The sequence below is a fragment of the Novosphingobium nitrogenifigens DSM 19370 genome (assembly GCF_000192575.1).
GTDB lineage: Bacteria > Pseudomonadota > Alphaproteobacteria > Sphingomonadales > Sphingomonadaceae > Novosphingobium > Novosphingobium nitrogenifigens.
The window spans coordinates 224678-245988 of sequence record NZ_GL876934.1 but is presented as its reverse complement, the minus strand read 5'-3'; the positions used below and the strand labels follow the sequence as shown (position 1 = coordinate 245988).

Annotated in this window: 24 protein-coding genes; 15 read left to right on the top strand and 9 right to left on the bottom strand. The window is 65.0% G+C overall.

Annotated features, from left to right (window positions below):
• Window positions 1–135 precede the first annotated feature (135 nt).
• Genes Y88_RS15325 through Y88_RS15315 form a run of 3 tightly spaced genes read left to right on the top strand, consistent with a single transcriptional unit; the run spans window position 136 to window position 1676 of the window.
• Window positions 136–540: a PTS sugar transporter subunit IIA gene (locus tag Y88_RS15325; RefSeq protein WP_008070857.1), complete on the top strand. Its 405-nt coding sequence runs from the start codon at window positions 136–138 to the stop codon at window positions 538–540.
• A 3-nt stretch (window positions 541–543) separates the two neighbouring features.
• Window positions 544–840 (top strand): HPr family phosphocarrier protein, encoded by a 297-nt coding sequence (locus Y88_RS15320; protein ID WP_036500630.1) that lies wholly within the window; start codon window positions 544–546, stop codon window positions 838–840.
• Window positions 841–872: 32 nt separating this feature from the next.
• Entirely contained in the window at window positions 873–1676 is an 804-nt protein-coding gene (locus tag Y88_RS15315; protein WP_026167069.1) for a TrmH family RNA methyltransferase, read from the top strand.
• Here Y88_RS15315 and Y88_RS15310 read toward each other — a convergent pair.
• Window positions 1673–2248, bottom strand: coding sequence for a TetR/AcrR family transcriptional regulator (locus Y88_RS15310; protein WP_008070853.1), 576 nt, complete (start codon window positions 2246–2248; stop codon window positions 1673–1675). The two genes, Y88_RS15315 and Y88_RS15310, sit on opposite strands and share 4 nt — an antisense overlap.
• A gap of 97 nt (window positions 2249–2345) precedes the next feature.
• On the opposite strand from Y88_RS15310, the gene Y88_RS15305 reads away from it, so the two are divergent.
• Entirely contained in the window at window positions 2346–3149 is an 804-nt protein-coding gene (locus tag Y88_RS15305; protein WP_008070852.1) for an SDR family NAD(P)-dependent oxidoreductase, read from the top strand.
• Window positions 3150–3161: 12 nt separating this feature from the next.
• Window positions 3162–3758: a 2-hydroxychromene-2-carboxylate isomerase gene (locus Y88_RS15300; RefSeq protein WP_018076083.1), complete on the top strand. Its 597-nt coding sequence runs from the start codon at window positions 3162–3164 to the stop codon at window positions 3756–3758.
• A 48-nt stretch (window positions 3759–3806) separates the two neighbouring features.
• Here the strand turns inward: Y88_RS15300 and rmuC are convergent, their stop codons facing one another.
• The 3 genes from rmuC to recR form a co-directional block, all read right to left on the bottom strand.
• Window positions 3807–5387, bottom strand: coding sequence for a DNA recombination protein RmuC (gene rmuC, locus Y88_RS15295; protein ID WP_008070849.1), 1581 nt, complete (start codon window positions 5385–5387; stop codon window positions 3807–3809).
• Between the two features lie 75 nt (window positions 5388–5462).
• Entirely contained in the window at window positions 5463–6032 is a 570-nt protein-coding gene (gene def / locus Y88_RS15290) for a peptide deformylase (protein WP_008070847.1), read from the bottom strand.
• A 46-nt stretch (window positions 6033–6078) separates the two neighbouring features.
• The gene (gene recR / locus Y88_RS15285; RefSeq protein WP_018076082.1) at window positions 6079–6675 is read right to left on the bottom strand and encodes a recombination mediator RecR; all 597 of its coding nucleotides are present in this window, start codon (window positions 6673–6675) and stop codon (window positions 6079–6081) included.
• 85 nt (window positions 6676–6760) lie between these two features.
• On the opposite strand from recR, the gene fmt reads away from it, so the two are divergent.
• The 3 genes from fmt to Y88_RS15270 are packed head-to-tail and all read left to right on the top strand — an operon-like array spanning window position 6761 to window position 9528.
• The gene (gene fmt / locus Y88_RS15280; protein WP_018076081.1) at window positions 6761–7666 is read left to right on the top strand and encodes a methionyl-tRNA formyltransferase; all 906 of its coding nucleotides are present in this window, start codon (window positions 6761–6763) and stop codon (window positions 7664–7666) included.
• Window positions 7667–7673: 7 nt separating this feature from the next.
• Window positions 7674–8459 (top strand): tRNA pseudouridine(38-40) synthase TruA, encoded by a 786-nt coding sequence (truA, locus tag Y88_RS15275; RefSeq protein ID WP_008070841.1) that lies wholly within the window; start codon window positions 7674–7676, stop codon window positions 8457–8459.
• Window positions 8425–9528 carry a zinc-binding dehydrogenase gene (locus tag Y88_RS15270; RefSeq protein WP_018076080.1) on the top strand — a complete coding sequence of 368 codons (1104 nt, stop codon included), beginning with the start codon at window positions 8425–8427 and terminating at the stop codon, window positions 9526–9528. Before truA ends, Y88_RS15270 begins: the two co-directional genes overlap by 35 nt.
• A 100-nt stretch (window positions 9529–9628) precedes the next feature.
• Here the strand turns inward: Y88_RS15270 and Y88_RS15265 are convergent, their stop codons facing one another.
• The gene (locus Y88_RS15265; RefSeq protein ID WP_008070839.1) at window positions 9629–10606 is read right to left on the bottom strand and encodes an AAA family ATPase; all 978 of its coding nucleotides are present in this window, start codon (window positions 10604–10606) and stop codon (window positions 9629–9631) included.
• Window positions 10607–10722: 116 nt separating this feature from the next.
• Between Y88_RS15265 and Y88_RS15260 the strand changes: the two genes are divergently transcribed.
• Genes Y88_RS15260 through Y88_RS15250 form a run of 3 tightly spaced genes read left to right on the top strand, consistent with a single transcriptional unit; the run spans window position 10723 to window position 11624 of the window.
• Complete coding sequence (locus tag Y88_RS15260; RefSeq protein ID WP_157132673.1) at window positions 10723–10866, top strand: hypothetical protein; 144 nt, start codon at window positions 10723–10725, stop codon at window positions 10864–10866.
• Window positions 10867–10909: 43 nt separating this feature from the next.
• Window positions 10910–11401: a GFA family protein gene (locus Y88_RS15255; RefSeq protein WP_026167068.1), complete on the top strand. Its 492-nt coding sequence runs from the start codon at window positions 10910–10912 to the stop codon at window positions 11399–11401.
• A gap of 7 nt (window positions 11402–11408) precedes the next feature.
• The gene (locus Y88_RS15250) at window positions 11409–11624 is read left to right on the top strand and encodes a hypothetical protein (protein ID WP_008070836.1); all 216 of its coding nucleotides are present in this window, start codon (window positions 11409–11411) and stop codon (window positions 11622–11624) included.
• A gap of 13 nt (window positions 11625–11637) precedes the next feature.
• On the opposite strand, the gene Y88_RS15245 is transcribed toward Y88_RS15250, so the two are convergent.
• The gene (locus Y88_RS15245; protein ID WP_008070835.1) at window positions 11638–12294 is read right to left on the bottom strand and encodes an alpha/beta hydrolase; all 657 of its coding nucleotides are present in this window, start codon (window positions 12292–12294) and stop codon (window positions 11638–11640) included.
• A 140-nt stretch (window positions 12295–12434) separates the two neighbouring features.
• On the opposite strand from Y88_RS15245, the gene Y88_RS15240 reads away from it, so the two are divergent.
• The 4 genes from Y88_RS15240 to parC all read left to right on the top strand — a co-directional run bounded on the left by Y88_RS15240 (window position 12435) and on the right by parC (window position 17345).
• Window positions 12435–13496, top strand: coding sequence for a cysteine desulfurase family protein (locus Y88_RS15240; protein ID WP_018076078.1), 1062 nt, complete (start codon window positions 12435–12437; stop codon window positions 13494–13496).
• Window positions 13493–14581, top strand: coding sequence for a cysteine desulfurase family protein (locus Y88_RS15235; RefSeq protein WP_008070827.1), 1089 nt, complete (start codon window positions 13493–13495; stop codon window positions 14579–14581). Before Y88_RS15240 ends, Y88_RS15235 begins: the two co-directional genes overlap by 4 nt.
• Window positions 14581–14913, top strand: coding sequence for a 2Fe-2S iron-sulfur cluster-binding protein (locus Y88_RS15230; protein ID WP_018076077.1), 333 nt, complete (start codon window positions 14581–14583; stop codon window positions 14911–14913). The genes Y88_RS15235 and Y88_RS15230 overlap by 1 nt, the downstream gene beginning before the upstream one ends.
• A gap of 119 nt (window positions 14914–15032) precedes the next feature.
• The gene (parC, locus tag Y88_RS15225; protein WP_008070823.1) at window positions 15033–17345 is read left to right on the top strand and encodes a DNA topoisomerase IV subunit A; all 2313 of its coding nucleotides are present in this window, start codon (window positions 15033–15035) and stop codon (window positions 17343–17345) included.
• Window positions 17346–17375: 30 nt separating this feature from the next.
• Here the strand turns inward: parC and Y88_RS15220 are convergent, their stop codons facing one another.
• The 3 genes from Y88_RS15220 to Y88_RS15210 form a co-directional block, all read right to left on the bottom strand.
• Window positions 17376–18095: an aspartyl/asparaginyl beta-hydroxylase domain-containing protein gene (locus Y88_RS15220; RefSeq protein WP_008070821.1), complete on the bottom strand. Its 720-nt coding sequence runs from the start codon at window positions 18093–18095 to the stop codon at window positions 17376–17378.
• Window positions 18096–18285: 190 nt separating this feature from the next.
• Complete coding sequence (locus Y88_RS18815) at window positions 18286–19068, bottom strand: CPBP family intramembrane glutamic endopeptidase (protein ID WP_008070820.1); 783 nt, start codon at window positions 19066–19068, stop codon at window positions 18286–18288.
• 16 nt (window positions 19069–19084) lie between these two features.
• Window positions 19085–21163 (bottom strand): protein-disulfide reductase DsbD family protein, encoded by a 2079-nt coding sequence (locus tag Y88_RS15210; protein ID WP_018076076.1) that lies wholly within the window; start codon window positions 21161–21163, stop codon window positions 19085–19087.
• Between the last annotated feature and the right edge of the window lie 148 nt (window positions 21164–21311).

Here is a 21311-nt window from a genome sequence, read left to right as displayed (position 1 = left end):
GGTAGGATTGGTCCTGAAGCAAGGGATTAAGCAACAGAGAGGCGTCGTGCGCATCGCCATGCTCAAGCTGCGTCATCCGGAACACCCGGCGCGTCGCCAGGGCAAGCGACTCGACCTTCGGAGCCACGTCATTTCATGATCGGTCTCATCCTGGTTACCCATGGCGCTCTCGCCGACGAATTCATCCATGCGATGGAGCATGTCGTCGGGCGCCAGTCGGACATCATCGGTGTCTGCATCGGCCCCAACGACGATATGGAGAAGCGACGGCGCGAAATCGCCGATGCGATCCGCCGTGTCGACAGCGGGGACGGTGTCATCGTCCTTACCGATCTGTTCGGCGGAACGCCTTCGAATCTTGCCATCTCGCTGATGCAGGCAGGCAAGGTCGAAGTCATTGCAGGTATCAATCTGCCCATGCTGATCCGCCTCGCCAAGGCGCGCGGATGCATGGGGGTTCGCGAAGCGACCGCTGCTGCACGCGATGCGGGGCGTAACTATATTACCATCGCTTCCGAATTTCTGGGACAGGACGCATGATCAATGGGAGAGCAGGTGTACATCGCGCGTGAAACGGTGACCATTGTCAACCAGCGTGGGCTTCATGCCCGGGCCAGTGCCAAGTTTGTCAATGCCGTGGCCAAGCTTCCGGCCGGATTCGACGTGACCGTGACCAAGGACGGAACCGACGCCAATGGCGGTTCGATCCTCGGGCTGATGATGCTTGGTGCGGCCAAGGGCGACAGCGTCGATCTGAGCGTCGCGGGCCCCGATGGCGAAGCCGATGCCGTGCTGATGAAGCTGGCTGGGCTCATCAAGGACGGTTTCGGCGAGGATTGACCTTGCCGCGCAGGCTGCGCATGAGCGGAGCCATGGCGCGCAAGATCATCACCGGCTACTCCAATCCCACGATCAAGTTCGTTCGCAGCCTGCGCGACAAGAAGCACAGGCGGCGCGAGGAGCGTTTTCTGGCCGAAGGTCTGCGGCTGCTGACCGACGCGCGCGAAGGCGGTCGTTTGCCCGAAATTCTGCTGATGGCGTCCGGGCGCGACGAGCATCCCCTGCTGTCCGATCTCGAGCAGGCGGTAGTGGAAAGCGGCGGCGACGTGATCGAGGTGCCGACCGACATTCTCGCCAAAGTCACCGGCAAGGACAATCCGCAGGCCGTCGCGGGCGTCTATGCGGAATGGGACACCGGGCTTTCGACGATTGATCGCAAGGCCGCCCCGATCTGGCTCGTGGTACAGGCCATGCGTGATCCGGGCAATCTGGGCACGATGTTGCGCACGGCCGACGCGGTCGGCGCGGGCGGGCTGATCCTGCTCGACGATTGTGCCGATCCGTTCTCGGTCGAGGCCGTGCGGGCCAGCATGGGCGCGATTTTTACCCAGCGTCTCGCTCAGGCGCGCTGGGCCGAGTTTCAGGAGTGGCTTCGGCAAGGGGAAGGGCAGCTTGTCGCGGCATCCTTGCGCGACGCGCAGCCCTATCGTGGTGCGCCTTATGCAGCGCCCTGCTTTGTCATGGTCGGCAATGAATCGCGCGGCCTTCCCGAAGAATACGAGATGGCTTGCGACTTGCGGGTGACGATGCCGATGAAGGGTCGCGCTGACAGCCTCAATGCGGCGGTCGCCGGGGCAGTCCTGGCTTACGAAGTGCTTGCGACACTCGAAGGCTAGGGCTTTCCGACCCTGCCCAGGATCGCTTTGCGGGTGGCGTCGAGAACAGCATCGCCCAGCGGTTCGCCCGCGAACAGTCGGGACAGCATCAGCGCGCCGACCATCGCGGACCATGTGGCGATGGCTTCTTCCCGCGCGGCTTCGCCTTCGCCGATCGTCGTCGCAAGATCATCGATATAGCGTTCCATGCGACGGCTCATGATCGCTCGCGTTTCCTCGTCCGACCGTCCGGCTTCGGCGGCCAGCGCCGGGACCGCGCAGCCTTTGTGCGGAGCGTCGCGGTGGGCGGGGGAGAGATAAGCCTCGACGAATTGCGCGAGCGTGCGGGTTTCGACCGGGCCGCAAGCCTTGTGCGCGTTGCGCGATCCATCCGCCAGCGCCCGATCGAGCGCCGCCGCGATCAGCGCCGCCCGTGAGGGGAAGTGCGCATAGAATGCGCCATGGGTCAGCCCGGCCGTCTTCATCAGGTCCCCGATCGCGATGCTGTCCAGCCCGCCGCTGCGGATCTGTTGTGCCGCGGCGGCCAGAATGCGCTCGCGGCTCTGTGCCTTGTCGGCCTTGGACGTCCCCATGACAGCTTCTCTCGCTTGACGATCTGTATGATGACCGTCATTTAGATCTACATGATTCCTATCATATAGATTCGCTCGGTAACGAAGGGAAGGGCTCATGGGAGAGCAGGAAGGCAGGTCGGTCTGTCTGGTGATCGGAGCAGGGGCCGGGATCGGCGGTTCGGTGGGCGCGCGGTTTGCGGCCGAGGGTTATCATGCCGTGCTTTGCCGCCGGTCGGACGAGGCCGGGTTGTTGCGGCTGGTCGAGGGTATCCGGCGCAATGGCCATGATGCCACCGGCTATCTGCTCGATGTCGCCCATGACGGCGCGATGGAGGAGCGGATCGAGAGCGTCGAGCGGGACATCGGCCCGATCGAGGTCGTCGTCTACAACATCGGCGCGCAGATCGGGAACCGCTCGCTTGACGAGACGCCGCATCGCACGTTCGAACTGGGGTGGCGGCTGGGGACATTCGGCCTGTTCCGGGTGGCGAAAGCCTTGTTTCCTCGGATGGTGGAGCGCGGCGGCGGCACTGTGCTGGTCACCTCGGCAACGGCAGCCGTGCGCGGGAATGCGGGGCAACACAGCCATGCCGCGGCGATGGGCGGACGACGTCTGCTGTGCCAGACGCTGAATGCCGAATTCGCTGCCCAGGGCATCCACGTGGTTCACGTCCTTGTCGACGGAGCGGTCGATGCGCCCGACACACTCGGGCGGATGCTGGGCAAGGATGCCTTCGAGGCCTTGCGCGCCGAACGGGGGAGCCGCGACGCCCTGCTGCGCCCGGATCGGATGGCCGAGACTTATCTTCATCTCGCCCGCCAGCACCGCTCGGCCTGGACTCACGAGATCGACTTGCGCGCGTGGACCGATGTGCCGTGGTTCAACAGCAACGGCATCGGCCGCTCGGTTGCACTCTAGGAGGACATGACTATGACCCGGACAGTGGAATTCTTCTTCGATTATGTCAGCCCGACGTCCTATATTGCGCATTTTCTCTTGCCCGGACTGGCTGAACGGACCGGAGCCAGAGTTGTCTATCGGCCGATGTTTCTGGGAGGCGTGATGCGGGCGACCGGCAATCAGCCGCCGGTCGCGGTTCCGGCCAAGGGTGCTTACATGGTCCGGGACATGGCGCGTTGTGCGCGGCGTGTCGGCGTGTCGCTCCATCACAATCCCCATTTCCCGATGAACACGCGCTCCCTGACGCGCGCGACGCTCGGGCTGGATAGTGATCCGGCTTTGCAGGCCCGTTTCATCGATGCGGCCTTTCGCCATTGTCAAGGCATCGAGAACGGAATCGATCCCGCTGATGAGCGGGACCTTGCGGCGATGTGCGAGGCCGAGGGGTTCGATTTCGACATGATCCTCGCGCTCGCGAATGCGCCGGAGAACCGCGAGAAATTGCGAGCCAACACCGAGGAAGCGGTGGCGCGAGGGGCGTTCGGCGCGCCGTCGTTCTTTGTCGGTGACGAACTGTTCTTCGGTCACGACCGCCTCGACCATGTCGAGGAGGCCTTGATGGCCTAAGCAGCGTCCGGCCGATCTGCGGTAAGGCAGGCCTGACGCAGGTTGGTATTACTCTTGGGAGGGAAGGGCTGCCGCCGGTTCGATATCGGCGGCGCCATAGCGCGGGCTGCTTTCGATGACGGGCACGTCCTCGATCTCGCGCTTGCCGATCTCGATGTGCTTGTCGCGCAGGCGGCGACCTGCCGACAGCACATTGCGTTCAAAGCTGCCGACGAACTTGTTGTAGTTGCTGACCGCGCTTTCAAGGCCCGAGCCGACGCGCTTGAGGTGGTCGGCGGCAACGGCGAGGCGGTCGTAAAGGTCACCGCCCATCTTGCCGATTTCGCGGGCTTCGCGGGCAAGGCCGTCCTGACGCCACACTTGCGCGATGGTGCGGGCGATCGCGACGAGATTGGTCGGGCTCGCGAGCAGAACGCGCCGTTCGAAAGCAAAATCCCACAGCGTCGGGTCGTGTTCGAGCGCGGCGGCAATGAAATGTTCGCCCGGCACGAACATCAGCACATAGTCGGGCGCGTCCTCGAACTGGCTCTGATAGGCCTTGCTGCCAAGAGTCTGGATGTGATTGCGCATCGATTGGACGTGGAGCTTGAGCGCGGCCGCCCGGGCTTCGTCGTTCTCGGCCTCGAATGCGTCCTGATAGGCGTTGAGCGAGACCTTGGCGTCGATGACCAGCAGCTTGTTGCCCGGAATGCGCACGATGGCATCAGGACGGAGGCGTCCCTCGTCGGTCTCGATCGAATGTTCGGTGATGAAATCGGTATGTTCGGACAAGCCGCACTGTTCGAGCACGTTGCGCAATTGCAGTTCGCCCCAGCGTCCGCGCGTCTTGGGGCCGTTGCGCAGGGAATTGCCGAGCTGAGCCGCAGCGGCCCGCACGGCTTCCTGCCCGTCGCGCATCGACTGGATCAGGCCGGTCAGCGTGCCGAAGGCATCGACGCGGTCCTTTTCCAGCTTTCCGACTTGTTCCTCATAGGACTTGAGCCGCTGATCGACCGGAGCGAGCAGGGTCTTGAGGCGTTCGGCCTGGGCGTTCTGGGTCTGCTCGAAATTCTCGCTCGCACGGCGGAGGAAGACTTCCTGCGCCTGGGCCAGCACTTTGCTGCCCGCGTTCTCGAATTCCTTGCGCAGGGCTTCCTGCGCAGCGAGCAGCAGGCGCTTCTGCTCGTCGAAATTGGCCGCGTCCGCTTTCATCCGCGCCAGTTCCTCGGCAAGGGCGGCGCGGGCGGTGCGGGTTTCGGCCAGTTCGCTCCGCAACTTGTCAGCGTCGGCGGCGCGGGTCTGCGCACTGGCGAGTTCGGGGCGCAGGGCATCGCGTTCGTGCCGGATTTCGGCGAGTTCGACGCGCAGCCGTTCCGCGTCGGCGGCACGCGTCTGGGCGCTGGCAAGTTCGGGGCGCAAAGCGTCGCGCTCGCGGCGGATCTCGACCAGTTCGGCGCCAAGCGCATCTACCTGCCGAACCCGTTCGCTGAGCCCGGCAAGGTCGATCGTCATCTGTTTGATGGTGGTTTCGTTCGCGTCGGCGCGGGAACGCCATTCGGCCACCGGGCGCGAGCCGAGAAACCAGCCCAGCGCGACGCCGACGGCCAGTGCAGCCACGGTCATCACGGCAGCGATCACGAACGAATCCACGTACCAGCCTTTCAATTCACGGAACGAACCGTGAACCTAGGGGCTGGTGCCGTGTCTGGCAAGGGTTCTGCGCGGTCAGGCCGCGCGGCGGAGCTTTTCCAGCTTCTTCAAGGCCATCTGGCGCTTGAGACGCGAGAGGTGGTCGATGAAGAGAATGCCTTCGAGATGGTCCATCTCGTGCTGGAGACAAGTCGCGAGCAGGTCGTCGATTTCCGCCTCGTGGACATTGCCGTCGAGATCCTGCCAACGGGCGTGGATGCGCGAGGGGCGAGTCACTTCGGCATAGATTTCGGGGACCGAAAGACAGCCTTCATTATAGACTGCCAGATCTTCGGACAGCGAGGACAGCACCGGGTTGATGAAGACCAGCGGTTCCTTCTTGGTCGGCTGGTGCGTGTGGTGGTGGCCGCCGTGCGCAGTGCACACTTCCGGTTCGGCATCCGGGTCGTCGGGCTGAAGATCGATCACCAGCACGCGCAGCGGCACGCCGACCTGAATGGCGGCAAGGCCGATGCCGGGGGCATCGTACATGGTCTCGAACATGTCGGCGACGAGCGTTTTCAGTTCGTCGTCGAACACTTCGACGGGCTTCGACACCTGCTTGAGGCGGGGATCGGGGACTTCAAGGATTTCGCGGATAGCCATCGCGGCAAGATAATCGCGCTGTCATCGACTCGCAAGAGGGGCGGGTTCACCCGATCGGGCGTCGTGCGCGCAAGGCTTGCGCCAGCGTGCCTTCGTCGAGGTAATCGAGTTCGCCCCCGACCGGCAGTCCATGGGCAAGCTGGGTGATCCGGACCGGATAGCCTTCCAGTCGTTCGGCAAGGTAATGGGCGGTCGTCTGCCCTTCGAGCGTGGCATTCATGGCAAGGACCACTTCGTCGATCCCGCCGCCCGCCACCCGGTCGATCAGGCGGGCAATGTTGAGATCTTCGGGGCGCACGCCGTCGAGGGCCGACAGGCGACCGCCAAGAACGTGATAGCGCCCGGTGAAGAGGCGCGCGCGGTCGAGAGCCCAGAGATCGGACACGTCCTCCACGACGCAGAGCGAGCGGGCATCGCGGCGCGTGTCGGTACAGATCCCGCATGGGCTGGTCGTGTCGACATTGCCGCACGTGGGGCATTCGACGAGGCGGTCGCGGACCGTCGCCAGAGCATCGACCAGACCCGTGAGCGCCGTTTCGCGCCGTTTGATCAGCCACAGCACCGCCCGCCGCGCCGAACGCGGGCCCAGTCCGGGAAGTCGCGCCAACGCGCTCGCCAATGCCTCGATCTCTTGCGATGCCATGGCCGCACAGATAGGGCCACAGGATCAAAACGGAAGTGGCCATGATGGTCGGCATCCACTCTCGGACAAGGAAATTCACGGGCCAATGCGCGTCGTCTTCATGGGAACCCCCGATTTTGCCGTGCCGACCTTGCGGGCCCTGCTCGCAGCCGGGCACGAAGTCGTGGCTGTCTACAGCCAGCCGCCGCGCCCGGCGGGGCGGGGGAAGAAGCTGCAGGCCTCGCCTGTTCATCGCGCCGCCGAAGAGGCGGGGATCGCGGTCTTTACCCCGCTCAGCCTGAAAGGGGCCGAGGAACAGGCCGCCTTTGCCGCGCATGGGGCCGATGTCGCTGTCGTTGCCGCCTATGGGCTGATCTTGCCGCAGGCAGTGCTCGACGCGCCGCGACTGGGTTGTCTCAACGTCCATGGCTCGATCCTGCCGCGCTGGCGCGGTGCGGCGCCGGTGCAGCGCGCGATTCTCGCCGGGGACGCGGAAACGGGCGTGACGATCATGCAGATGGATCGCGGGCTCGACACCGGGCCGATGCTGGCAAAAGTCGTAACCGGCGTCGATGGCAAGACGGCGGGTGAACTGGCCACCGAACTGGCCGAAGCCGGCGCGGCGCTGATGGTCACGGTTCTGGCCGACTTGTCTGCCTATCCCGCCGTCGTGCAGCCCGAAGAGGGCGTCACGTATGCAGCCAAGATCGACAAGGCGGAAAGCCGTCTCGATTTCGCGTTGTCGGCGCTCGATCTCGAACGTCGGGTGCGTGCTTTCGCGCCCGCGCCGGGGGCTTTCTTCGAATTCGAGGGCGAACGCTATCGCGTGCTGGCCGCGCAAGTGGTCGCAGGGGAAGGAGAGCCGGGCTCCGTGATCGACGACACGCTCGCCATTGCCTGTGGCGAAGGGGCCCTGCGCCCGACTCTGGTGCAGCGAGCCGGACGTCCGGCGATGGATACGGCGGCGCTGTTGCGCGGACGGGCGATTCCCGTCGGCACGCGGATCGGGTGAGCCGGCGATGACGCGCTTTGCCCTTACGCTCGAATGGGACGGCACCCCTTTCATGGGGTTCCAGCGACAGGCCCATGGTCCTTCGGTGCAGCAGGCCGTGGAAGAAGCGACGCAATCGGTGATCGGGGAGGAGATCGTTCTCCATGCCGCCGGACGCACCGATACCGGTGTCCATGCCCGGGGGATGCGCGCCCATCTCGAACTGTCGCGTGATTTCGATCCCTTTCGGCTTGGTGAAGCGATCAATGCCCGGTTGAAACCGCACCCGATCGCGGTGCTCGACTGCGTGCGGGTGGCCGACGACTGGCATGCGCGCTTTTCGTGCATCGGGCGCGCTTATGAATATCGCATCATCAATCGCCGCGCGCCGCTGACGCTGGAAGCCGGGCGGGCGTGGCGCGTGACGCGCCCGCTCGATGCCGAGGCCATGCACGAGGCTGCGCAAGTGCTGGTCGGGCATCACGATTTCACGACGTTCCGGTCGGTGCATTGCCAGGCGGCGAGCCCGCTCAAGACGCTCGATCGCCTCGACGTGCGGCGAGTGGGGGACGAAGTCCTGATCGCGGCAGCGGCGCGCAGCTTCCTCCATCATCAGGTGCGCTCGATGGTGGGCTGTCTGGCGCTCGTCGGACTCGGTCAATGGAACCGCGACGACATGGCCGCCGCGCTCGAAGCGAAGAACCGTTGCAAATTGGGACTTAACGCGCCGCCCGAAGGGCTCTACTTCATCTCGGCACAATATCCGGGAGAGATGAGTGATGGTGAGCGGCAAGCAACTGGTATCGACGCTTGAAGCCGATGGACGGCTGATCGTCGAATTGCGTGAGGAAACCCTGCCCGAGCCGAAGGGGCACGAGGTGCTGATCCGGGTGGAAGCAGCGCCGATCAATCCGTCCGATCTGGCCCTGCTGTTCGGTCCGGCCGATCTCGACAATGCCGACTATGCGCCGGGACGGATCGTCGCGCCGATGCCCGAACGGGCGGTCCGTGCGATGCAGGGGCGGCTGGGGCAGGCGATGCCGGTCGGAAACGAAGGCGCGGGAACCGTGATCGCTGCGGGCGAAGTGGCCCAAGGCCTGATCGGCAAGCGGGTCGCGGCGGTCGCTGGCGGCATGTATGCGCAATACCGGATCGTCGATGCGCGGGCGTGCCTTGTCCTGCCCGAAGGGGCCAGTGCGGAACAGGGCGCGGCTGCGTTCGTCAATCCGCTGACCGCCTTGTCCTTTGTCGAGGCCATGCGTCGCGAAGGGCACAAGGCCTTGGTCCACACCGCAGCGGCCTCGAACCTGGGGCAGATGCTGGCGCGGATCTGCAAGGCCGAGGGTATTCCTCTGGTCAATGTGGTCCGCTCCGAAGCGCAAGTTGCCCTGCTGCGCGGGCAGGGCGCCGAGCATGTCGTCAATTCAAGCGCGCCCGACTTCGAGGTCGATTTGCAGGACGCCATTGCGGCGACCGGGGCGACGCTGGGTTTTGATGCGGTGGGCGGGGGCAAGCTAGCCGGGCAGATCCTGCATGCGATGGAACAGGTGGCGAGCCGGGGTGCGGCCTATAGTCGCTATGGCTCCAACGTTTTCAAGAAAGTCTATATCTACGGTGCGCTCGACATGGGGCCGACGATCGTCAATCGCACCTTCGGATTCGGTTGGGCGATTGCCGGGTTCCTGCTCACCCCGTTCCTGCAGTCGATTGGCGAAGAAGCGGCTGAACGACTGCGTCAGCGAGTGCGCGACGAACTGACCACGACTTTTGCGAGTTCGTACAAGGCGCGGGTCACGCTGGAACAGGCGCTGACGCGCGAAGCGGCGTTGGCGTTCAATGCGCGGGCGACGGGCAGCAAGTACCTGATCGTTCCGCACGGCTGACGGGCGGGCATCCGAAAACACGAAGCCCCGGTTCCGGGCGTTCCGGAACCGGGGCTGATCGGGTTTGGGACTTCAAGCCTGAAAAGTCAGGCCCTGAAAATCAAGCCTTGTGCGCGACGCTTTCGGGCAGATCCTTGCCGAAGACGCGCTGGTAGTATTCCGCCACCAGAACGCGCTCGGTCTCGTCGCACTTGTTCAGGAACGAGAGACGGAAGGCAAAGCCGACGTCGTTGAAGATCGCCGCGTTCTGCGCCCAGCTGATGACCGTGCGCGGGCTCATCACGGTCGAGATGTCGCCGCCGATGAAGCCCTTGCGGGTGAGGTCAGCCACGCGCACCATTTCCGACGCGGTCTTTTCCGAAAGACCCGGAACCTTCTTGGTCACGATGTCGATTTCGGTCGCGGCGGGCAGGTAGTTGAGCGCAACGACGATGTTCCAGCGGTCCATCTGGCCCTGGTTGATCGCCTGCGTGCCGTGATAGAGGCCCGAGGTGTCGCCGAGGCCGACGGTGTTTGCCGTCGCGAACATGCGGAACCACTTGTTCGGGCGGATGACCCGGTTCTGGTCGAGCAGCGTCAGCTTGCCTTCGGTTTCCAGAACACGCTGGATCACGAACATCACGTCCGGACGACCCGCGTCGTATTCGTCGAAAACCAGAGCGGTCGGCGTCTGCAGGGCCCAGGGAAGCAGGCCTTCACGGAATTCGGTGACCTGCAGCCCGTCGCGCAGGACGATCGCGTCGCGACCGATGAGGTCGATACGGCTGATGTGGGCGTCGAGGTTGATGCGCACGCAAGGCCACTTCAGCCGCGCGGCAACCTGTTCGATGTGAGTCGACTTGCCGGTACCGTGATAGCCCTGAACCATCACGCGGCGATTGTGCGAAAAGCCGGCGAGAATGGCGAGGGTGGTGTCCGGATCGAACACGTAATTCGGATCGAGATCGGGAACCCGCTCGTCGGCCGCGCTGAACGCGGGCACCTTCATGTCGATGTCGATCCCGAACGTCTCGCGGACGTCGATCTCGGTATCGGGAGCGGGAAGCAGCGTGGTCGCAGAGGGTGTCGTATCGGTCATCGCGTGCTTGGCCTATACGCGCGCGCGCCTGCCTGCAATGCTCTTTGATAGCAGAAAACGCGTTTTGTCCTTGCCGTGCAGTGGCGGGCAGGGGCAGCATCCCCGGGACTGCGGATATGGCGGAGGTCATTGTGGAGGAAGCGGAAAACAACCCGTCCCCTGGGGAAAAGGCGAAACTGCCGCCGCGTCAGGACATGCCGCGCCCGCCGGTGGAGCCGGGGAAGCGCCAGCAGCAGCAACAGCAACAGGCGCGCGGTTGACGCTCCTGCTGGTCGGGCGCAGTCTCTTCGCATGGGAGAGATCATGACCGAATCCGCAACCTTTGCTGAAGGGGGATGCGCCTGCGGGGCGATCCGCTACCGGCTCGACGACGCGCCCTATGTCGTCCACTGTTGCCATTGCACGGATTGCCGACGCGAGGGCGGCAGCGCCTTTGCCGTGAACGCCGTCATCGAGATGGACCGGTTTCATGTCGAGGGAGCGCAGCCGCTCGCCGCTCGCCTTCCGAGTGCGAGCGGAGCAGGGCAGGTGGTCATGCGTTGCCCGCAATGCATGACGGCGCTGTGGAGCCATTACGGTGGCGTCGGGGACAAGGCGGCCTTCGTGCGCGCCGGGACACTCGACGATCCGGCGCGGTGCCCGCCGTCGGTCCATATCTGGGTACAGAGCAAGTTGCCCTGGATACTGCTCGACCCGGAGGTGCCGACGTTCGAACGCTTCTATTCCGGGCGCGACATTCCGGCGGTCTATGGCGAAAGCGGGGCCGAACGGTTCCGCATCTTGCGCGGGCGCTGACGCTTCGATGGCCGAAAGCCTGCCGGGGCTCGATACCCTTCTGTCGCTGGTCGTCCTGACGGACATCCTGCTGGTGGTGGGGAGCGTTGCGCTGTGGCGGCGCGGCGATCGCAGGCGGGCAGGCCTGATGGCGGTGCTGGCCGTGGTCATGGCCGCCAATGTCGCGATCTGGAGTTTTCCTGCCGGGCCGGGTGTTGGGGCCACGGCTCCGGCAGGGAAGTGAACGACCTTGCGGATTACTTGATCGGGCAATCCGGCGAGAGGCGCATGTCGAGATAGTTGTCGACCGAGAGCATCAGATCGTCGAGTTCGTTCTCGAAGAAGTGATTGGCGCGCGGGATCTCGTCATGATGGATCGTGATGTGCTTTTGCGTGCGCAGCTTGTCGACCAGCTTTTGCACTGCGCTGGGCGTGACGACCGTGTCGGCGGCACCCTGCACGATGATCCCCGAGGCCGGGCACGGCGCAAGGAAGCTGAAATCGTACATGTTCGCGGGCGGGGCGACCGAGATGAAGCCGCGGATTTCCGGGCGACGCATCAGCAATTGCATGCCGATGAGCGCGCCGAAGGAATACCCCGCGATCCAGGTGCTGGTCGCTTCGGGGTGGATCTGCTGAACCCAGTCGAGCGCGGCAGCGGCGTCGGACAATTCGCCGATGCCGTTGTCGAAGCTGCCCTGGCTGCGGCCCACGCCACGGAAATTGAAGCGCAGCGTGGCAAAGCCGCGCGCGACGAAAGTCCGATAGAGCGCCTGGGTGATGCGATCGTTCATGGTCCCGCCCGCCTGTGGATGCGGGTGGAGGATCATGGCGATCGGCGCGCGGGCGCGCGCTGCCGGCTGGAACCGGCCTTCGAGACGACCTTCGGGACCGGGGAAGATGACTGCGGGCATCGTTGATCCTGATTGACACGCCTTGCGGCGCCGCACCGGCATGTGCGGGGGCGCCTTGGGGAACGCGGGGTTTTGTTCCTTGGGAATTCGAATGATCGCTATATAGAAATCGGTTTCCCGAAAGCAATGTTCTTGCAGGAATGCGTTTGTCCGAACTGTCGCCCCCTTCCGATCGGGTCTATCTCGATCATGCCGCCACTACGCCGCTTCTGGCCGAGGCTTTCGATGCCTTGCGTCAGGGGTTCTCGATCTGGGCCAATCCGTCGAGCCCGCACCGGGCCGGGCGGGCCGCGCGCGCCGCGCTCGAGGCGGCGCGCGCTTCTATCCGCGAAAGTCTGGGTTGGACCGGCGAAGTCGTCCTGACCAGCGGGGCGAGCGAGGCGCTTGCCCTTGGCATCGGGCGCAGCCATCGACCTTTGGTTGCGGTGTCCGCCGTCGAGCATGAAGCAGTCTTGCGCCATGCCGGGGACGCGCTGCGCCTGCCGGTCGATGCCGGGGGGCGGGTGCGCCTGCCTGCAACCGGGCTCGATGGGCTGGTCGCGGTCCAGCATGTCAACAACGAGACCGGCGTGATCCAGCCGCTCGACGCGATTGCCGGGGAAGTCCGGGCGCAAGGCGGGGTCCTCTTGGCCGATTGTGCGCAGAGTGCGGGGAAAATGCCTCTGCCCGACGCGGACCTGATCGCGATTTCGGCGCACAAGTTCGGTGGCCCGATCGGCGTCGGGGCGCTGCTGGTGCGGGACTGGGCCCTGTTGCGGCCGACCGGGGGGCAGGAACGGGGCTATCGCGGGGGCACGGAAAACCTGCCCGGCGCGATGGCCATGGCAGCCGCGCTTGCCGCTGGTCGCGATTGGCTGAACCGGGCAATGGAACTGCGCGAGGGAATGGAGCAAGCCATCGTGGAGGCGGGCGGCACCGTCGTTGCTGCTGGCAGTGCGCGGATTGCGGCCATCGGGGCCTATCGCCTGCCCGGCGTGTCGGCCAATGTGCAGTTGATCCGGCTCGATGGCACGGGCATTGCGGTTTCGGCGGGAAGCGCCTGTTCGTCGGGTTCGCTGCGGACGAGCCATGTGCTGGAAGCGATGGGCGTTGCGGGGCCGGGCGAAGTCATTCGCGTGTCGATCGGGCGCGAGACGACGGAGCATGATGTGGCCCGTTTCCTGTCGGCATGGACTGCGCTTGCGCAAGGCGTGCGGCGATGATTTACCTCGATTATCAGGCGACGACCCCGCTTGCGCCCGAGGCGCGCGAGGCGATGTTGCCCTGGCTCGGTGGGCCGGAAACGATGGGCTTTGCCAATCCGCACAGTTCGCATCGTCCTGGACGCGCGGCTGCTGCTGCCGTTGAAGTCGCGCGGGCCGATGTCGCGGCGCTGTTGCCGCCGGGTGGGCGCGTGATTTTCACTTCCGGCGCGACCGAGGCGATCAATCTGGCCTTGCGCGGGAGTGGCGCGCGGCGGCTTGCCGTCTCGGCGATCGAGCATGCGGCTGTGCTCGATACCGCGCGGGCGATCGACCCGGACCTTGCCGTCCTGCCGGTTGATCCTGCCGGACTTGTCGATCCGCTCGCGCCCTTGCCCGAAGGCATCGACCTTGTCGCCGTCATGCAGGTCAACAACGAGATCGGCACGGTGCAGCCGGTCGAGGCCGTGGCGGCGCGGGCGCGATCGGCCGGGACCCTGGTCCTGTGCGATGCGGTGCAGGGGGCGGGCAAGTGCGCGGCGCCCCCCGAGGGGGCCGATTTCATCGCCCTGTCCGCGCACAAGCTCTATGGCCCCAAGGGGATAGGCGCCTTGTGGGTGCGCGATGGTGTGCCGCTCGCGCCGATCATCCTTGGTGGTGGGCAGGAAGGGGGCTTGCGTTCGGGCACGCTCAGTCCGGCGCTGGCGGCCGGGTTCGGTGCGGCGGCGCGTCTATGTAAAACCCTGTGGGAAAGCGACCGGCTGCATGTGGAAAAGCTGTGGGGGATTGCACGGGATGCCTTTGCCGACTGGCGGCTCAACGGCTCGGCGGACACGCGCTGGCACGGCAATCTCAACATCCGTCTCGACGGGCTCGATGCGGGGCGGTTGTTGTCGGAATGTCGCACTGTGGCGATTTCCGCCGGATCGGCCTGCGCCAGTGGCTCAGGCCGGACAAGCCATGTCTTGCGTGCGATAGGACTTTCGGACAGGGAAGCAAAAAGCGCGCTGCGGATCGGTTTCGGGCGCTATACGAAGGTGGAGGAACTGGAGGAGGCAGCCGCGGCGATCAACGCCGCCGCCAGGGCGCAAGGAGTGTTGGACTGATGGTCAGAGTTACCTTCGTGACAGCCGACGGCCGCAAGGTCGAGGCGGAAGGGGTCCCGGGCCAGCGCCTGCTCGAAGTCGGTCAGAACATCGGCATGCCGCTCGAAGGAACCTGTGAGGGGCAGATGGCTTGCTCCACCTGCCACGTCATCGTGGCGGCCGAATGGTTCGACCGTCTGGCCGGGGCCGCCGACGATGAAGAGGACATGCTCGACCTTGCCGCTGGAGTGACCCGTACCAGCCGTCTTTCGTGCCAGATCGTCCTGAGCGAGGAACTCGACGGGCTGGAAGTGCGTATTCCCGAAGAATCGCGCGACATGCAGGGGCGTTGATCGCCTGCAAGAGGCGCGGATCACCTGGGGGATCCGCCGAAAGAAACGGGCGAAAAGAGCGGGGATTACGCGCTTTCGTCCGTTGCCTCGAACGGTACGGATGCTAGGGTCGAAAGATCATGGCCAGCGATACCCCGACCCGGGATGAGCCCGATCCGTTCGACGCTATTGTCGATGCGCCTTTCGATGCGGCGTTGTCGGAACGCTATCTCGTCTATGCGCTTTCCACGATCACCGCACGCTCGCTGCCGGATCTGCGCGACGGGTTGAAGCCGGTGCACCGCCGCCTGCTCTGGGCCATGCGGCAATTGCGACTCGATCCGACCGGCGCGTTCAAGAAATCGGCCCGCGTCGTCGGCGACGTCATCGGCAAATATCACCCCCATGGCGACGCGTCGGTCTATGACGCGATGGTCCGCCTCGCTCAGGATTTCGCGCTGCGTTACCCGCTGGTCGAAGGACAGGGGAACTTCGGCAATATCGACGGCGATAACGCGGCAGCCTATCGTTATACCGAGGCGCGGCTGACCGCGACGGCGGCGCGGCTGATGGCCGGGCTCGACGAAGGCACGGTCGATTTTCATCCGACCTACAATGGCGAAGAGCACGAGCCGGAAATCTTTCCGGGGCTGTTCCCCAATCTGCTCGCCAATGGCTCGACCGGGATCGCGGTCGGCATGGCAACTTCGATCCCGAGCCACAATGTCGCGGAAATCGTCGATGCGACGCTGATGCTGATCGACAATCCCTATGTCGAACACGCGCAGCTCATGACCGTGTTCCACGGCCCCGATTTCCCGACCGGTGGCGTGGTTGTCGACAGTCCTGCCGCGATCAGCTCCGCCTATGAAGTGGGCAAGGGCGCGATCCGCGTGCGGGGGCGTTTTTCGACCGGACGCGACGAAGCGGGGGAATGGGAAGACAGCGGGATCGAGAAGCTTGGCAGCGGTCAGTGGCAGCTCGTCATTTCCGAAATCCCCTACATGGTCGCCAAGGGCAAGCTGATCGAACAGATCGCGGCCCTGATCGCGGACAAGAAACTGCCCATTCTCGAAGACGTGCGCGACGAATCGGATGAACATATCCGCATCGTGCTCGTGCCCAAGAGCCGCAATGTCGATCCCGACCTGCTCAAGGAATCGCTCTATCGCCTGACCGAGCTGGAATCGCGGTTCAGCCTCAATCTCAACATGCTCGATGCGCGGCGCACGCCGGGCGTTCTGGGGCTGAAGCAGATCCTGCAGGAATGGGTGATCGCGCAGATCGACATTCTGGTGCGGCGTTCGCAGCATCGGCTGGACAAGATCGCCGCGCGGCTCGAACTGCTCGACGGCTATATCATCGCCTATCTCAATCTCGATCGCATCATCGAGATCATCCGGACCGAGGACGAGCCCAAGCCGGTCATGATGGCCGAATTCGGCCTGACCGACCGACAGGCGGAAGCCATTCTCAACATGCGCCTGCGCTCCTTGCGCAAGCTGGAGGAAATGGAGCTGCGTCGCGAGCGTGACGCGCTTTTGGCCGAGCAGGACGAACTGACCAAGCTGCTCGAAAATCCGGCGCGCCAGCGGACGCGGCTCAAGCGTGATCTTGCCGCCCTGCGCAAGGAATACGGGCCCGACACCGCTCTGGGTCGCCGTCGCACCACTATTGCCGAAGCCGCGCCGACACGCGAATTCAGCATGGATGCGATGATCGAAAAGGAACCGGTCACCGTCATCCTGTCGCAACGCGGGTGGATCCGCGCGGCCAAGGGGCATGTGCCGCTCGGCACGGACGGCAAGGGCGAGGATTTCAAGTTCAAGGAAGGCGACGGCCCGGCTTTCGCGTTCCATGCCCAGACCACCGACAAGCTGTTGATCGCCATCGACAACGGGCGGTTCTATACGCTGGGCGCGGACAAGTTGCCGGGCGCGCGCGGTTTCGGCGAGCCGATCCGGACCGTGCTCGACATCGATCCCAATGGGCAGGTCGTTGCGATCTTCCCGTGGCGGCATGGCGGGCAGCTCCTGCTCGCGGCCAACAACGGGCGCGGCTTCGTTGCCGAGATGGACGAGCTTCTCGCCGAAACGCGGAAAGGGCGCGGGGTGGTTTCGACCAAGCCGGGCGTTCATTTGGCCGTCGTTCGCGAAATCGCGCCCGAGCACGATCACGTCGCGGTCGTGGGCGAGAACCGCAAGCTGGTGATTTTCGCGCTCAGCGAAATGCCGGTGCTGGGCAAGGGGCAGGGCGTCACGCTGCAGCGGTACAAGGACGGGGGGCTTTCCGACGCCGTCACGTTGAAGCTCGAGGACGGGCTGTCCTGGGCCATGGGCGGGGAAACCGGGCGGACCCGTACCGAAAAGGACCTGTTGCCGTGGAAAGTCGCGCGCGGTGCGGCCGGACGCCTGCCGCCGACCGGCTTCCCCCGCGACAACAAGTTCGGGTGAGAGGGGAAGGGCCTCTCACCCCCTTGGAAATCAGGCGCGTTCCATCCGGGCCGTCACGCTTTCGATGCGTTCGATGGCGTCGCGCGCATCGCGCACGAACGCGGTTTTCTTGACGCCCCACAGGAACAGGTCCGGCAACCAGCGCAGTGGCGCTTTCATCGGACGTTCGACCTGGACCAGCAGGATGACACGATAGTCGTCGGTGTCGTTGTGGACTTCGTGCGGATAAGTGTCATCGAACAGGAATGAATGGCCCGGCTGCCAGTCCAGCGTGACATTGTCGACCTTGATCCAGCATTTGCGATGATCGGTCGGGGTGTGCAGTCCCAGGTGCCAGGTCAGCAATCCGCGGGTGACGCCGACGTGCATCGGGATGACCGCTCCCGGTTCCAGCACCGAAAAGAAACCCGAATTGAGGTTAGGAATGGTGTCGAGCAGGCTTGCGGTGCGCGGGGCAAGGCGCCGATTGGCCTCGATCTTCTGGCCATAGCCCTGGAGGAAGAAACAGCGCCAGCGCCCGTCACCGGCAATGCGCTTGTGATCGGGGGAAACATCGCGCAGGCGCGGCAGGCGTTCGCGCATGGCGAGCACGCTTTCGGCCTCGGCAGCAATGTCTTTCCACGCATGGCGCAGGCGGGCGGTCCATTCGAGTTGGGAATCGTCGATGACCGGCGACAATGGAACTTGCGATGCACGGGCTGCGGCCCAGTTGATTGCCGGGCGCAATTTGCTGCCGATCCGAACAGCCAAAGTGCTTTGCGTATTTCGGGAACTTGATGGAGCAGCCTGGGGGGCGGTCATGGGGTTCCTTTCTCTTACCCAGAAAGATCAGTCCGTTTGCCCCACCCCTGACGCTATGGTCGAGGGGCCCTTAACTCAATCATCGATCTCGATCAATTTCCCGCCAAAGGTCGTATGCTTGCGCACGGGATCGCCCGTCTTAACGTGCCCGCAGAATTCGGGCCAAAATCATGCCCACCGCAGGCCGCAGGACGAGGCCGACGATATCGATGGTCGCATGGCAGGCCATCGCGACGAACAGGTTGCCGCTGAGAAGATAGATGCTCGTCAGCATGGCTCCGGCAAATCCGGTCGCCAGCACGCCCACAGGTCCTTGATAGACATGGCCTGCAGCAAATCCGGCAAGCGGGATCAGGAACGCGGCCTGAGGCGGTAGCCCGAGCGTCAGCAGCACGGCGGGAAGAAACCCGCGAAACATCAGTTCCTCGCCCACGCCCGCACCGATCGCGAGCACCAGCGCAGGGGGCAGTTCACGCGGGGTGCGCGGGCGCAATGCGGCAAAATTGCCGAGCCCGATCACCCGGCGCGAGCGCAGGAGCAGCGGGATAAGTTCGATCACCACGATCATCACGCCAAGCTGGATCAACAGGGGGATATTCAGGAAGTCGGCAAGGTCGGCGCGGGTCAGGCCGGTCAGGGCCGTGATCGTCGGGGTCAGCATGGCCGAGGCCATGGCCGGATGAAATGCCTGTCCCCAGGTCCCGGTCAGCGTGAGCGCAAGAATGGGCGTGACGAAAAAAGTCAGCGCCTGTTTGCGCAGGCGGGCAGCAAACCACGCGGCCCGGAATTCCGGTTCCGGGTTGCGGCGCAGGACAACGACATGGCGCGTCCCGGCTGCGACATGGCGCACCAGCATGGCGATCGCCGCCGAAGCGACGGCGATCGTGTAAAGGTCGGGAATGTGAAGATCGGGGATGCCCATGTCGCCTTGCCCCGCGTCAGTGCGCGAGATCGGCGAGCGTTGTGGGCGTCAGCACTTGCGGCAGTTTCTGCGCCTCGCCTTCGGCCGGATACCACAAATAGAGTGGAACCCCGGCAGCGCCTTCATTGGTCAGGAACCGGGTGATGGCCGGATCGCGCCGCGTCCAGTCCCCGACGAGGACGACGACACCGGCCTTGCGGAATGCGTCGCGTGTGGCTTGCGTCTCGATCGCGACATTCTCGTTCACTTTGCACGACAGGCACCAGTCGGCCGTGAAATAGGCAAAGACCGGCTTGTGCGCGGCGCGGGCCTTGGCGAGCGCCTCTTCGCTGAACGGGCGGGCGCCGATGAGGCTCGCCTCGTCATGGCGTTCCGCGCTTGCCAGGTGAGGCGTGGCAAGGACCGCAAGCGCGGCCAGAACCGCAGCGGCGGGGGCTTGCCAGCGGGCAATCGCGATTCCCTTTCGCTGGCGCCGTCCACCGGCATAGAGCATGATCAGCAGGAGCGCGGCCAGCGCCAGGGCCGCAGCTGCATAGACCGGACCGCCGAGGCGGAAGGCGAGCCAACCGAGCGCGATCACGGTGAGCCCCATCGGCAGGGCCATGGCGTGGCGGAACGTGTTCATCCAGGCCCCCGGACGCGGCAGCATGCCACGCAAGGCCGGAATGAAGCCGATCAGCAGGAACGGCAGGGCAAGGCCCAGTCCGAGCGCGCCGAAGACGGCGAGCGCCGCCGCCGTCGGCAGCAGCAGGGCAGCCCCCATCGCGGCGGCCATGAACGGCCCGGTGCAGGGGGTGGCGACGAATGCGGCGAGAAGTCCGGTGCCGAACGCGCCCCAGAGACCCGAATTGCCGGGCGCTCCGCTTTCGAGCGAAAGCCCCGGCAATTCGTAAAGACCGGCGAAATTGGCCGTGATGGCAACCGCCAGCAGCAGCAGGACGGCAACCACGCCGGGGTCCTGCAACTGGAACGCCCAGCCCACTTCATTGCCCGCCGTGCGCAAGGCCAGCATGATGCCCCCGAGCGCGAGACAGGCAAGGACCACCCCGGCGGTATAGGCTATGGCTTCGACATGGGCATTGTGGCTGTTGCTGCGCGCGAGCGTCAGCGCCTTGAGGCTGAGGATCGGGAAGACGCAGGGCATGATGTTGAGTACGAGCCCGCCTGCAAGCGCACCCAGAACCGCAAGTGTCATCAGCCGCCACGAGAATGCGACCGGATGGCCAGTGCCCGAGGAGGCAAGCGGCACGCCGTCGGCCGGAACGGGACCGGCGTGGGCGACGAAGCTGATCCCGCCGCTGTCCTTGCCGAGCGACAGCACGCCCGAGAGCATCGTCGGGCTTTCGGCCGAAGGCGCTTTGCTCCGGGCCAGGTCGACGATGAGGGTGTCGCCGTTGCGGCTGAACATCTGGGGCGAGGCATAGTCGATCACGCCGTCGGCGGCGATGAAGACGTGCGGGTCGGCAAGGGCGGCGCTCGCGGGAAAAGGAATGGCAAGGCGATAGCCCTGCTTCGTTGCCGAAAAGGCGCCCGCCCGATCGAGCGGCGCGGGAAGCTCGGCCCGCCAGCCGGTAAAGCGCGGGTCGGAAGGAGCGGCAGCGCCGGTAACCTTGACCTCGAGCGCAAGGTCGGCGTTTTCGGGGACGCAGATGGTGTCGGTGCACGCCAGCCACTGGGCCTTGGCCCGCAGGGGCAGGGTTGCCCCCGGCGCCGCGTCGCGCGGCAGCGTGAAGGGGATCAGCACCGCGAAATCATGGTCGTAGACGTGGTTCATCAGCCCCGCGATCAACAGCGTCTGCGGCACCGGAAATTGCAGGGCCCCCGCGCTGGCCCCGGCAGGCAGCGTCCAGTCGAGCGTGGGGGCAAGCCCGGCATCCCCGGGGTTCGACCAATAGCCGTGCCAGCCCTTGTCCGGGTGCATCGCCAGCGCGAGCATGATCGTTTCGCCCGGATGGCCTGCGCGTTCGGCCACGAGTTGTGCATGAATATGCACTTGTCCGGGCGGGGGCAGGCTTTCGGCCATGGCGGGGGCGACGCAGAGGCAGGATGCGACAAAGGCAAGCAGGCGCAACCATGCGGTCACAAATCGCGTCATAGTGAAATGGCCATGTTCTTGAAAAAGGGCGTCGCGCATGGAGTTCCGTCGATGGACCGAAGGTGCAGCCCCCCTTGCACCGCGTCGTTCCGGAGGCCATCAGCAGCCTAGATAGGAAGGCCGCCGATGCGAGTCCAGCAGACCCCTC